Source organism: uncultured Marinobacter sp., from assembly GCF_913055835.1.
In the GTDB taxonomy this organism is placed as follows: Bacteria; Pseudomonadota; Gammaproteobacteria; order Pseudomonadales; family Oleiphilaceae; genus Marinobacter.
Genome location: NZ_CAJXKQ010000018.1, coordinates 66,660 through 78,747, shown reverse-complemented (window position 1 = coordinate 78,747; position 12,088 = coordinate 66,660). Strand labels below are relative to the sequence as shown.

Below are 12,088 nucleotides of genomic sequence, written 5' to 3'. Positions count from 1 at the left end.
AGACAGTCCCGGGAAGCTGCACCCGCCCCACCCAGGCACCAAACCATGAAGACTGGGTACAAAAAATGGAATTCGAAAAACTGTTACGGCTGATGGTGGAAAAAGGCGGTTCGGACCTGTTCATTACAGCGGGTGTACCACCGAGCATGAAGGTGAACGGGAAAGTGCTCCCGGTCACCAAAAACGCGCTGACGCCGGAGCAGACCAGGGAATTTGTCTACGGCGCCATGAACGACAAGCAGCGCGCCGAATTCGAGGAAACCCACGAGTGTAACTTTGCTATCAGTGCCCGGGGTATTGGCCGCTTCCGGGTGTCCGCATTCTTCCAGCGCAACCTGTGTGGCATGGTGCTGCGTCGGATCGAAGTGAAGATTCCGCAGATTGATGACCTCTCGTTGCCGGAGGTGATCAAGGAACTGGCCATGACCAAGCGGGGCCTGATCATGTTTGTGGGCGCCACCGGTACCGGTAAGTCTACGTCCCTGGCGGCCATGCTGGGGCATCGGAACCGTAACAGCCGGGGTCACATCATTTCTATCGAAGACCCGATCGAATTCGTGCACCAGCATCAGGGCTGTATCGTTACCCAGCGCGAGGTGGGTATCGACACCGAGAGCTTTGAAGTGGCCCTGAAGAACACGCTGCGTCAGGCGCCCGACGTTATCCTGATCGGCGAGGTGCGGACCCGGCAGACCATGGAGTATTCCGTGCAGTTCGCCGAGACCGGTCATCTGTGTCTGGCCACCCTGCACGCCAACAACGCCAACCAGGCGCTGGACCGGATTATCCAGTTCTTCCCACCGGAACAGCACAACCAGATCTGGATGGACCTGTCCCTGAACCTCAAGGCCATTGTGGCCCAGCAGCTGGTGCCAACACCGGATGGCAAGGGACGCAAAGCGGTTATCGAAGTGCTGATCAATACCCCGCTGGTGGCGGATCTGATCCGCAAGGGAGAGGTGCATCGTCTGAAGGAACTGATGTCCAAATCCAACGAGTCCGGCATGCAGACCTTTGACCAGGCGCTCTATCAATTGTACGCAGAAGGCTCCATCACCTACGAAGATGCCCTGGCCCATGCCGACTCTGCCAACGATCTGCGTCTGATGATCAAGCTGGGTGCCGACGCCCAGGGGGCGGATAAGCTTTCTTCCTCGGTGGACAAGCTTTCAATCCAGGACGACTGATTTGAACTGTACTGATTAGACTTTAGTTGTGGAAAGGTAGGCTCCTGAACCGTTAGGGATGGCATTTGAGGCCAGTAAGGGGTGGTGCGTATACTCCGCGCGATTCAATAAGGAGATACCATGCACCACCGATCTTCAAGGCTTGCACGAGCCGTACGTTTTACCACTCTCGCGGCGCTCGCCGCACCTGCCAGCGCACTCGCAGGCGGTTTTTCCCTCAATGAGCAGAGCGCCAGCGCCATGGGCACCGCCAACGCCGGCGCCGCTGCCAACCCCGAGAACGCTACCACCGTTCTGTTTAACCCTGCCGGGATGAGCCAGTTGTCCGGCACCAATATTTCCTTTGGTGCGGCGGTTCTGGATATTGATGCCGAGGCCAAGGAAGCTGAAGCGCGCCGCAATCTGCCGGGTCAGAATCCGATTATGGCCGATGGCTCCCTGGGTGGTGATATTGCTGGTCCAGCGGTTTTGCCGAATTTTTACATGACTCACGAAGTCAATGAATCCATAGACGTGGGGTTTGGAATCCATGCGCCCTATGGTCTGGCCGCGGACTACGACGATGACTTTGTCGGGCGTTTTTTTGCTGACGAAACCGAACTGACAGCCATTGCCTTAACTCCGTCGATCTCAGTCAATAATGGGAATGGCCTTTCAATGGGTGCAGGCATCAACCTTATTTATGCAGAGGGTCGCCTGACCCGGTATCAGGACTTGGCAGCCCAGGTTTATCCAAATGCTTTTGCTGCAGCCATTGGCCAAGGTGCAAGTCCCGCACAGGCAGATCAGGCAGCACGGCAAGCAGTGAGTGGATATCAGGATCCTTACGCCGACATTGAGGGTGATGATATCGGAGCGACGTTCAGAGTTGGTTTCCTGTACGAGCTTTCTGATAAAACCCAAATTGGGTTGAGCGCACAGACAGGAACCGAGCTTGATTTGAAAGGCAATGCGACGATTTCCGACTTCCCGGTTCCCGGAGTGCCTGGTCAGACCACTACGCTTTCGGAAAAAGTCAGGGTTCCACTTGCTATTCCCGAGAGTGCAACCTTTGGCATTCGGCATAATCTTTCCAATCAAGTAACGCTTCTCGCAGGTGCGACTTACGCTAAATGGAGTCGTTTTGAGGAATTGGACATTGTCAGTAGAGAAGCGAATGGTCAGATTACAGCGGCACCACAGGAGGGTGCCATTCTCAGTCATGTGACTGAAAAGTGGCAAAATACCTGGCAATTCAATCTTGGTGGGATTTGGCAGGCAACGCCGGAATGGGCTCTAAAAGCAGGCTACGCTTGGGACGAGTCGCCTGTCGACGAGTATCTTACCGCACGTATTCCGTCCAGCGATCGGCATTGGCTGACATTAGGCGCTCAGTGGAAGGATGCCCAGAGTGGTTGGACGCTTGACGCGGCAGTAGGAACACTGCTGTTTACGGATGATCCAGCGTTTACAGAGCGCAACTACCAGCACAGTAATCCGGATGAAGTAGCCGATCTGGCCCCGGGTGTCGAGGACCCGAGCTACTTCAAGGGCAAATATGAGCTCAGTGCCTGGAGTGCGTCCATAGAGGTAAGCAAGTCCTTCTAATCCCGTGTAAATCTGGCTGACCAGGCTCAAGGCTGGTCAGCCAACCACCTGGCCACGGTAGATGACCTTCTTCTTCCGTGGCGGGTCCATCTCTCCCGCGTCGTGGCCCTCTGCTGATAACTGTGGGGCATCCGCAATTACTTGGCCTCGATAGTTACGCCTGAAACCGTCGTCTTCTTCCTCGGGTTCGATGTTCAGCTGTGGAACCTGGTCCTTCAGCGTTTCCCAGGTGCGGGTCAGCTGGCTTGAGCGGGTTTTTCGTGCGTAATCGGCCAGTTGTTGTTCAAGATGCTCTTCCGTGAGGTGAAGTTTGACGCCGAATTCCGTGTGAATCAGGCGGCGGCACTGGTGAACCAGTTTCAGCACGCTGGGATCCAGCAGCCAGCTACGTTCAGATGCCAGAGAAGTCATGGTTTGAGCCTCGGAGATGGATGTCACAACATGGCGCTGCCCGGATTGTGTGGTAGGGCAGGACGCCGACTCTAATCACGTAGCGAATTTCGTGCCGTGAGACGGTGTCGATTCCGACGAGAAGGCGTTCCCACGGCCTGCCGTGGAGTCCGGAGACCCACAGGCAGGCTCGGGGGTGGGCGCTGCGGTTGATTTCGGTGCGTTTTTTGGCTTCCATGCCCTGTTCTGGGTCGAATCAGTGCGCTTCGTCCCAGTTGTCACCGGCCCCGGCTTCCACCAGCAGGGGAACATCCAGTTCCGCTGCCGCTGACATGCGCTTTTCCAGTCCTGCTCGGATCTTGTCGAGGGCCGATTCCTTCACTTCCAGGATCAGTTCATCGTGAACCTGCATGGTCATGCGGGCTTCGTCGGCGTGTTCTTTCAGCAGCCAGTTCTCCACATCCACCATGGCCCGTTTGATGATGTCGGCGGCTGTGCCCTGCATGGGAGCGTTGATCGCCGTTCGCTCGGCTGCCTGCTGCAGCTGTTTGTTGCGGGCGTTGATTTCCGGGAGGTACAGGCGGCGGCCGAACAGGGTTTCAACGAAACCATCGTCGTGGGCCTGTTTGCGGATGTTGTCCATGTATTTCAGAACGCCGGGGTAGCGTTCGAAATAACGGTCGATATACTGCTGGGCGAGTTTGCGCTCAACGTCCAGTTGCCGGGACAGGCCAAAGGCAGACATGCCGTAGATCAGGCCGAAGTTGATGGCCTTGGCGCTGCGGCGCTGGTCTGAGGATACTTCCTCCAGGCTGACGCCGAACACTTCTGAGGCGGTGGCCTTGTGGATGTCCTCACCCTTTTCAAAAGCCTTCAGCAGCCCCTTGTCACCGGAGAGGTGGGCCATGATCCGCAGTTCGATCTGGGAGTAGTCGGCAGCCACCAGTTTATAACCCTCAGGTGCGATAAACGCCTGCCGTATACGGCGGCCCTGCTCGCTGCGAATGGGGATATTCTGGAGGTTGGGCTCGGAAGACGATAGCCGACCGGTAGCGGTGACAGCTTGATGGTAGGAGGTGTGTACCCGACCGGTACGATGGTGAATCAGCTCCGGCAGGGTGTCGGTGTAAGTGGACTTCAGTTTGCTCAGGCTGCGGTGTTCAAGGATCAGGCGCGGCAGCTCGTGTTCGTGGGCCAGTTCCTGCAGCACCGGTTCCGCCGTTGATGGTGCGCCCTTGGGGGTTTTCTTGATGACTGGCAGGCCCATCTTGTCGTAGAAGATTGCCTGCAGTTGCTTGGTGGACCCCAGGTTGAAGGTCTCGCCGGCTACTTCGTGGGCTTCTTTTTCCAGTTCTGCCATGCGCTCTGCCAGTTCCTGGCTGTGCTGTCGCAGTGTGCTGGCGCTGATCAGAGTACCGCGCTGCTCCATGCGAGACAGTACCGGCACCAGGGGCAAATCGATGTCTTCGTAGACAGAGGCCAGTTTCCCGGTTTCCTTGAGTTTTGGTCTCAGGGTCTGGTGCAGGCGCAGGGTGATGTCTGCATCTTCGGCAGCGTAGGGGGCAGCCTTCTCCAGTTCGATCTGATTGAAGGTCAGTTGCTTGGCGCCTTTGCCGGCGATGGATTCGAAGCTGATGGTCTTCTCGCCGAGGTAATACATGGCGAGGCTGTCCATATCGTGGCGGGTCGCGACAGAATTCAGAACGTAGGATTCCAGCATGGTGTCCTCGGCAATGCCCTCCAGGGTAATGCCATGGTTGGCCAGCACGTTCTTGTCGTATTTCAGGTTCTGCCCGACCTTTGCCAGGCGCGGATCCTCCAGGAGCGGCTTGAGCTGGGCAAGGACCTGGTCACGATCCAGCTGCTCGGGTGCCCCCATATAGTCGTGTGCCAGGGGGACATAGGCGGCTTCGCCCGGCTTGATCGCGAAGGAAACACCGACGATCTCTGCGTCCATATACCGGAGGCTGGTCGTTTCGGTATCGAAGGCAAACAGATCGGCCGATTTCAGGCGCTCCAGCCAATGATCCAGTTCTTTCTGGTCGGTGATGACTCTGTAGTCTTTTTTGCCGGTTTCCGGGTTGGGCTTGTCATCGCCAGATCGAGTGTTGCCGGTAGCTGAGGTTTCTCCTTCCTCCAGTTCGGCAATCCAGCTGCGGAATTCATACTCCTTGAACAGCTCAAGCAGTTGCTGGTCGTCCTGTTCCCGGAGTTTCAGGTCTTCCAGGCCAAAATCCAGTTCCACGTCGGTGCGGATGGTGGCCAGTTCGCGACTCAGGGGCAGGGTTTCGGTGGCCTCGCGCAGGTATTCGCCGATCTTGCCCTTGATTTCATCGGCGTGCTCGATGACGTTGTCCAGGTTTTCGTAGCTCTGCAGCCATTTGACCGCGGTTTTCGGGCCGCACTTGTTCACGCCGGGAATGTTATCCACCTTGTCGCCCACCAGGGCCAGGTAATCCACGATCTGCTCCGGGGTAACGCCGAACTTTTCCACCACGCCGTCCCGGTCCATCCGGGTTTCGGTCATGGTGTTGATCAGGGTAACGTGATCGCTTACCAGCTGCGCCATATCCTTGTCCCCCGTGGAAACGACCACATCGATGCCCTTGCTGGTGGCTTCGTTGGCGAGGGTGCCGATCACATCGTCGGCCTCAACACCGGTTACCGTCAGCAGCGGCAGACCCATGGCCTTGACGATCTCATGAATGGGCTCGATCTGGCAGGCGAGATCCTCTGGCATCGGTGGGCGGTTGGCTTTGTACTCTTCATAGAGATCGTGCCGGAAGGTTTTGCCCTTGGCGTCGAAGACCACCACCATCTTGGAGCCGGGGAAATCCTGCTCCAGGCGCCGGATCATGCTGATGACGCCCTTGATGGCTCCAGTCGGATGGTCCTTGCTTGTGGTCAGTGGCGGAAGTGCATGATAAGCGCGGAAAAGATAGGACGATCCGTCCACAAGAACCACGGGTGGTGTGTTTTTGCTGGTCATGTCAAAACAGGTCCGGAATCTGATTGAAGCGTGGGTTGGCTTATGCAACTCTGTACTGAAATCGATGGACGAAAGGGTATCACGAAAATGAAACGAATCGCCTGTCCGGCTTTGTTGCTCGCCTGTTTGCCCCTGGCTGCCTTGGCCCAGGAAGAGGGCGCCCTGGATGAGACACCGGTAGCAACGCCAGAGGAGCCGGTGGTGATCTCGGATTACCAGCCGGCGAGCCAGGGCCCGGAAATTGTCATCCGGCCCGGCGAGAAGGAAGTGTTCTATGAATATCGGGTCAACGGCCAGCTCATGGAGATCAAGGTCGTGCCGGAGGTCGGGCCGGAGTATTACCTGGTGCCGGCAGATGGCGGCGGCTGGATCCGGGAAACCGAGTCCGACATGTTGGTGCCAAGCTGGGTGATTTTCCGTTGGTAAGCCGAACTCAGATCAGATCGACGGTGACCGGCGTTGAGCGCCGGCTCTCCAACCCTTCGATATCCACAGTGGTAATCGCGAACTCATAAGCGCCGGGCGCCATCTCTGCCAGCGAAAGTCTGGTAGCCGAGGGACTCTCAATACGGATAACCCTGTAGCTTTCCTGGTGTCTGAGGCGGTAGTAAATCCTGAATTCCGCGATCTCTCCAGGCGCCAGTGACGAGCCGTCTTCGCGGGTCAGTGGTGCTGTCCAGCTCAGTTCTCTGGGAGTGTTTGCGTAACCGGACTCTCGGGTTTGTCCGAAAGTGTCCAACAGGCTGCCTGTGGCCTTATCAAGCCGGGAGTTCGCGAGTTCGCTGGCCCGATCGGAGGTTGTTCTGGTGGCTCGGGAGTCCTCCTGACAGCCAGCAAGGAGGAGGGACGCTGCAATCAACGGAAGAATAAGCCAGGCTGTGTGTGGATGTCTGGGGCCGAAAGTGATCATGGTTACTCGCATACGTGCCGGGGTGCGGCTTTTATTGGGTAAAGCGTATGGAGCCAGAATAAAACGGGGAGACGGGCTTCTTTAACAGCCCGGCATTATGCCAGTCGGGCTTTCAGGATCAAGTGAATAATCCGTAAAACCCCTTACCTGTCCACTTTCTGCTTTTAGTATGAACATTCTAATTTTAGGGCGTAACTTGGTTCGTGAGATTGAAGAAAGGCCCTTGTTGCAATGGTTTCGACAGGGTCTTGGAACTTTCAGGAAACCAAGGAGATTGATCATGGGTAAACTCAAGTCCTATCAGGAACAGCTTCAGGAAATCGTGGACAAGGGCATCAACGCCGCAGAAGAGCAGCAGAAGAAGCTCGCTTCCAAGCCGTTCGATTACGCCGAGAAGCTCGAGTCCGAAGCACGTGAGTACAGCGTGAAGACCCTGCGCAAGCGTTACAACGGCTACAGCGACAGCCTGTTCGAGCAGCTGCGTAACCTGAACAGCCGTTTTGGCAGCTTCGCCGGTGATCTGGTCGCCAAGCTGGAAAAAGAAGCGGCAGAAGGCGCCGATGCCGTAGCAGAAGCCGCAGAAGATGTGTCTGATGCTGCGCAGGATGCGAAGAAGTCAGTTGAGCCGAAGAAGCCGGCTGCACGCAAGACCACAGCGCGCAAGACCACTTCTACCGCCAAGAAGAGCACTGCTTCCGCCTGAATGGCAGATAGCGCCTCACCGACAGGCGAGCGAAACGAAAAGGCCGCCGGGTAAAACCGGCGGCCTTTTTATTACCCGGGAACGCTCTGCGAAAGCTCAGTTTTCCGTTTCGGTGTGATCAAGCGGTATGGTCCGAGCCTCGCCGGTGACCTCTTCCAGGCGCTCTATGTCGGCCTCGAAGGCCTTGCGCAGTTCTTCGATTTCCTGGGTTTGTGAGGTGATTTCCCGCTCAATATCCCGTATCTGGGATTCCAGGCGCCGGATTTTTTCCAGCGTGGCCTCGGGAATCTCGCGACCGGCCCGCTCCATGTTGGCGGCACGGCTCTGTTCATTGTCCAGTTGGCTGGATATAACCGAGATGTTGCCTCGCTTGAGCTGTATCAGGCCCTCAAGCTCCCGGATTTTCCGGTGCATGGCCTTTACCGCCTGATCCGGATGGCTGAAGCGCTTAAGCAGCGCGCGGTCCTTCTCGCGCTGCTCTGCGAGTTCCTTCTGGCGCTGCTTTTCGGCTTCCCGGGCGGCAATCTCTTCCTCGGTTGGCGCCGGCGGAATGGTCTCAATCACGCGGCCATTGTTGCTCAGAATGTCATAGCCACGTTTGGTGGCTTCCTGGGGAATGGTGCTGCTGATGACGATCTGGCCGTTCTCATCCGTGTAACGGTACATATTGGCCGCCACCTGGGCAGAGAAACCCAGGGCAAGCGCCAATGCCGTAGCTTTGACAGATAGTGCGGTCAGACGATTGGCCATCAATCAGACTCCGTAACGATCCCGATAACTGGCTACCTTTTCGGCATGCCCGGCGAACTCCGGGTTGGCTTTGAGGTAGTCCAGCACCTGCTCAAGACGAATGATGCTCACCACAGGGATGCCGAATTCCTTTTCCACTTCCTGGATAGCGGACAGTTCGCCATTGCCTTTTTCCTGACGATCGAGGGCAATAAGCACGCCGGCCGGTTCGGCCCCGGCGGCCCGGATAATATCGATGGATTCCCGGATCGCGGTACCGGCGGTAATCACATCATCCACAATCAGCACTTTGCCCTGCAACGGTGCGCCAACAATGTTGCCGCCCTCACCATGATCTTTCTTTTCCTTGCGGTTAAACGCAAAGGGTTTGCTGTTACCGTCTGTAGCCAGCGCCATGGCTGTCACTGTGGCCAACGGAATGCCCTTATAGGCAGGGCCGAAAATAATGTCATAATCCAGCCCGCTGCGTGCTATCGCGGCGGCATAGGCCTTGCTTAGCTGAAGCAGGTCGTCCCCGGTATTGAACAGACCAGCATTAAAGAAATAGGGGCTGGTTCGGCCCGACTTGAGCGTGAACTCACCAAAGCGTAGTACATTCCGGCGGATGGCAAATTCGATAAATTTTTGCTGATAGTCGTGCATGACAAGGCTTCTGGCGGGTGTTGATCTTTAATTAGTGCGTAAAAACGGTATCATACACACAAACCGAATCAGGGAACACGTATGCGGGTAGTATCAATCAGCGTCAATGGCCTCGCCCAGGCTGTTGAAAAAGGCTTTTTCGACTGGCTGGCGGAGCAGGACGCTGACGTGGTCTGTGTCCAGGATCACCGCATGCGGGCCTACGAGATTGAGGACTACAACCTGATTCCGGAAGGCTACGAAGCCTATTTCATTGATGGCGAGAAAAACGAGGATGGCGGTGTCGGTATCTACACCCGCCATTTCCCGAAAGCCATCATGTACGGGTTTGCCAATGAGCAGGCGGACCGCGAAGGCCGGTTCATCCAGGCCGATTTTGACAAGGTGTCCGTGGCCTGCGTGCTGGCGCCCTGCGCCCTCGGCCGCGAAGAAGAGCTGATCGGCGAGGATGACCTCACGGTGCTTGATCACAAGGACGAGTTCATGGAGTCCTTCGGCCTGCACATGCAGAAAACACTGCGTAAACGTCGTCAGTTCATCTTCTGCGCCAACCTCCAGACCGCCCATCACGTAACCGATGCCAGCCCGCTTTACCACAAACTGGATTTCTCCGGCTTTCTGCCCCACGAACGTGCCTGGCTGGATCGCCTGTTTGATGAGATGGGCTGCGTTGACGGCTTCCGCGAGATCAACAAGCAGAGCAACCAGTTCACCTGGTGGCCTGAACAGGCCGAGGGTTCCCGCAAAAGTGCCGGCATCCGGGTGGATTACCAGCTCCTGACCCCGGGAATCCGCAAGACCATCGAAGATGGCTGGATCGACGATTCAACACGCTTCTCCGATCACGCCCCGGTGATCATGGATTACGACATCGAAATCGGCTTCTAAGCTCTGAGGAAGGCGCCTGCGCGGCAACGCTTTCCCAGACACTCTCCAAGCACTTCCCTGTGCGCTTGAATCGGGCCATCCATGGCCCTCAACAGTCTGGGAAAGCGTCACCACGCAGGCGCCCCATGCTTGTGAGGTTTTTCGAACAGTAGCGGGTTCGGAGGGGGAGACCTTTCCGGGACCGTCTCCGGCCAGGGAAGGCCGGAGCCGAGCGCACATGGATGTGCTCGTAGCGTGTCCCGGAAAGGTCTCCCCCTCCGGGCACGCGGGCGACAAGCTTAATCAGCCAGCGCCGCTTTCTGAATCTCAAACAACTGCTCAATACCCTGTTTGGCCAGAGTCAGCATGCTGTCCAGTTCTGACTGGTCAAACGGCGCGCCTTCTGCCGTTCCCTGAATCTCAATGAAACCACCCTGGTCGGTCATGATCACGTTCATGTCGGTTTCCGCTTCCGAGTCTTCCGGGTAGTCCAGATCCACCACCGGAGTGCCTTTATAAACACCGACCGAGAGTGCGGCGACCATCTGCTTGAGCGGAGATTTCTTCAGGCGCTTTTCGGCGACCAGGTGGTTCAGGGCATCCACCAGTGCCACGCAGCCGCCGGTGATCGCCGCAGTACGCGTGCCGCCATCGGCCTGGATGACGTCGCAATCGATCGTGATTGAGTGTTCACCGAGCGCGGTAAGGTCCACGGCGGCGCGCAGGGAGCGACCGATCAGGCGCTGGATTTCGACGGTGCGTCCGCCCTGTTTGCCGCGGGCAGCTTCCCGGCCCATTCGGCTGCCGGTGGAGCGGGGCAGCATGCCGTACTCGGCGGTGATCCAGCCCTTGCCTTCACCCCTCAGAAACGGGGGAACCTTGTTTTCGACGGATGCGGTGCAGATGACTTTGGTGTCCCCGAATTCCACCAGCACGGAGCCTTCGGCGTGACGGGTATAGTTGCGGGTGATTCGAACATCTCTGGGTTGCTCGGGCGTTCTGCCGCTTGGACGCATAGTGTTTCCTGAAGTCAGTATTGAATGTCCGGGCGCGTGTCCCGGTTGAACGTTTGTCGAAAAGGCCGATCAGTATAACACGTTGCGGTTGGCCTTTTGTCCGGTTCGCCGACGCTGTTAAGAGCCTGTTAAACTTGGTTGATCAATATCTATCGAAGCGGAGCTGACATGATCCGAAGTATGACTGCATTTGCCCGCAAGGACGTCCAGGGAGACTGGGGTACGCTGACCTGTGAAATCCGGACTGTGAACCACCGGTATCTGGAGCCTTCGTTCCGGCTTCCGGACGCGTTCCGGGAGCTGGAAAACCGGTTTCGGGAAGAGCTGAGGAAGCAGCTGAAACGGGGCAAGGTGGATGTGTCCATGCGCCTGCAGTCGGCAGAGAAAGGATCTCAAAGCTTTGAGATCAGCGAGGATATGGCCCAGGCGGTGAACGAGGCAGCGAACCATATTAACCGGATTCTGGATAATCCGGCCCATATCAATGCTCTGGATGTCCTCCGCTGGCCGGGCGTGCTGTCAGTGCCAGAGCAAGACTTCGGTCCGGCCAAGGATGCTGCAGTCAGCCTGTTCGAGCAGACCGTAAGCGAGCTTGCTTCGGTGCGGGAGCGTGAAGGCGAGCGCCTGCGGCCGCTGTTCGAAGATCGCCTGAAAACCATGAGAGATCTCGTTGCCGACGTCAGAAAACGTATGCCGGAATTGCTCGCGGCCCAGGAGAAGACGCTACGGGAAAGGTTCGAGAAAGCCAGAGTGGAACTGGATTCCGAGCGTGTGGCTCAGGAGATGGTCATGGTGGCTCAGAAAAGCGACGTGGCCGAGGAACTGGACCGGCTGGACGCCCACATTGGCGAGGTGACTGATACCCTCAAAAGCGATGACGCCATTGGCCGGCGGCTGGACTTCCTGATGCAGGAACTGAACCGGGAGGCCAACACCCTGAGCAGCAAGAGCATTGATGCCGGCGTCACCCGCATTGCGGTGGACCTGAAGGTTCTCATCGAGCAGATGCGTGAGCAGGTGCAGAACCTGGAATAGGTCGCGATTGCA

Annotated in this window: 12 protein-coding genes; 6 read left to right on the top strand and 6 right to left on the bottom strand. The window is 57.2% G+C overall.

Annotated features, from left to right (window positions below; genetic code table 11):
• The first annotated feature begins 65 nt into the window (after positions 1–65).
• Together QZ534_RS11425 and QZ534_RS11420 are read left to right on the top strand one after the other, a co-directional pair.
• A complete protein-coding gene (locus QZ534_RS11425) occupies positions 66–1,187 on the top strand; it encodes a PilT/PilU family type 4a pilus ATPase (protein ID WP_069184769.1) in 1,122 nt (373 codons plus the stop codon).
• A gap of 120 nt (positions 1,188–1,307) precedes the next feature.
• Complete coding sequence (locus QZ534_RS11420) at positions 1,308–2,774, top strand: outer membrane protein transport protein (RefSeq protein ID WP_296934605.1); 1,467 nt, start codon at positions 1,308–1,310, stop codon at positions 2,772–2,774.
• A 36-nt stretch (positions 2,775–2,810) separates the two neighbouring features.
• Here the strand turns inward: QZ534_RS11420 and QZ534_RS11415 are convergent, their stop codons facing one another.
• The gene (locus QZ534_RS11415; RefSeq protein ID WP_296934604.1) at positions 2,811–3,185 is read right to left on the bottom strand and encodes a hypothetical protein; all 375 of its coding nucleotides are present in this window, start codon (positions 3,183–3,185) and stop codon (positions 2,811–2,813) included.
• A gap of 235 nt (positions 3,186–3,420) precedes the next feature.
• Entirely contained in the window at positions 3,421–6,153 is a 2,733-nt protein-coding gene (gene polA / locus QZ534_RS11410; RefSeq protein WP_296934603.1) for a DNA polymerase I, read from the bottom strand.
• Positions 6,154–6,240: 87 nt separating this feature from the next.
• Here polA and QZ534_RS11405 point away from each other — a divergent pair, with 87 nt between their 5' ends.
• Complete coding sequence (locus QZ534_RS11405; protein ID WP_296934602.1) at positions 6,241–6,579, top strand: DUF2782 domain-containing protein; 339 nt, start codon at positions 6,241–6,243, stop codon at positions 6,577–6,579.
• 7 nt (positions 6,580–6,586) lie between these two features.
• On the opposite strand, the gene QZ534_RS11400 is transcribed toward QZ534_RS11405, so the two are convergent.
• Entirely contained in the window at positions 6,587–6,892 is a 306-nt protein-coding gene (locus QZ534_RS11400; RefSeq protein ID WP_296934601.1) for a fibronectin type III domain-containing protein, read from the bottom strand.
• A gap of 451 nt (positions 6,893–7,343) precedes the next feature.
• On the opposite strand from QZ534_RS11400, the gene QZ534_RS11395 reads away from it, so the two are divergent.
• Positions 7,344–7,766: a hypothetical protein gene (locus tag QZ534_RS11395; RefSeq protein WP_064228399.1), complete on the top strand. Its 423-nt coding sequence runs from the start codon at positions 7,344–7,346 to the stop codon at positions 7,764–7,766.
• A gap of 96 nt (positions 7,767–7,862) precedes the next feature.
• Here the strand turns inward: QZ534_RS11395 and QZ534_RS11390 are convergent, their stop codons facing one another.
• Together QZ534_RS11390 and pyrE are read right to left on the bottom strand one after the other, a co-directional pair.
• The gene (locus QZ534_RS11390) at positions 7,863–8,516 is read right to left on the bottom strand and encodes a DUF4124 domain-containing protein (protein WP_296934600.1); all 654 of its coding nucleotides are present in this window, start codon (positions 8,514–8,516) and stop codon (positions 7,863–7,865) included.
• Between the two features lie 3 nt (positions 8,517–8,519).
• A complete protein-coding gene (gene pyrE / locus QZ534_RS11385; protein WP_008174208.1) occupies positions 8,520–9,158 on the bottom strand; it encodes an orotate phosphoribosyltransferase in 639 nt (212 codons plus the stop codon).
• 81 nt (positions 9,159–9,239) lie between these two features.
• Between pyrE and QZ534_RS11380 the strand changes: the two genes are divergently transcribed.
• Positions 9,240–10,046: an exodeoxyribonuclease III gene (locus QZ534_RS11380; RefSeq protein ID WP_296934599.1), complete on the top strand. Its 807-nt coding sequence runs from the start codon at positions 9,240–9,242 to the stop codon at positions 10,044–10,046.
• Between the two features lie 278 nt (positions 10,047–10,324).
• On the opposite strand, the gene rph is transcribed toward QZ534_RS11380, so the two are convergent.
• A complete protein-coding gene (gene rph / locus QZ534_RS11375; RefSeq protein WP_069184778.1) occupies positions 10,325–11,041 on the bottom strand; it encodes a ribonuclease PH in 717 nt (238 codons plus the stop codon).
• A 168-nt stretch (positions 11,042–11,209) separates the two neighbouring features.
• Between rph and QZ534_RS11370 the strand changes: the two genes are divergently transcribed.
• Positions 11,210–12,076, top strand: a complete 867-nt coding sequence (locus QZ534_RS11370; RefSeq protein ID WP_296934598.1) for a YicC/YloC family endoribonuclease — start codon at positions 11,210–11,212, stop codon at positions 12,074–12,076.
• Positions 12,077–12,088 lie beyond the last annotated feature (12 nt).

Coding starts and splice junctions, on each gene's coding strand:
- QZ534_RS11425 (WP_069184769.1), top strand. CDS start 66: ATGGAATTCGAAAAACTGTTACGGCTGATGGTGGAAAAAGGCGGTTCG.
- QZ534_RS11420 (WP_296934605.1), top strand. CDS start 1,308: ATGCACCACCGATCTTCAAGGCTTGCACGAGCCGTACGTTTTACCACT.
- QZ534_RS11415 (WP_296934604.1), bottom strand. CDS start 3,185: ATGACTTCTCTGGCATCTGAACGTAGCTGGCTGCTGGATCCCAGCGTG.
- polA (WP_296934603.1), bottom strand. CDS start 6,153: ATGACCAGCAAAAACACACCACCCGTGGTTCTTGTGGACGGATCGTCC.
- QZ534_RS11405 (WP_296934602.1), top strand. CDS start 6,241: ATGAAACGAATCGCCTGTCCGGCTTTGTTGCTCGCCTGTTTGCCCCTG.
- QZ534_RS11395 (WP_064228399.1), top strand. CDS start 7,344: ATGGGTAAACTCAAGTCCTATCAGGAACAGCTTCAGGAAATCGTGGAC.
- QZ534_RS11390 (WP_296934600.1), bottom strand. CDS start 8,516: ATGGCCAATCGTCTGACCGCACTATCTGTCAAAGCTACGGCATTGGCG.
- pyrE (WP_008174208.1), bottom strand. CDS start 9,158: ATGCACGACTATCAGCAAAAATTTATCGAATTTGCCATCCGCCGGAAT.
- QZ534_RS11380 (WP_296934599.1), top strand. CDS start 9,240: ATGCGGGTAGTATCAATCAGCGTCAATGGCCTCGCCCAGGCTGTTGAA.
- rph (WP_069184778.1), bottom strand. CDS start 11,041: ATGCGTCCAAGCGGCAGAACGCCCGAGCAACCCAGAGATGTTCGAATC.
- QZ534_RS11370 (WP_296934598.1), top strand. CDS start 11,210: ATGATCCGAAGTATGACTGCATTTGCCCGCAAGGACGTCCAGGGAGAC.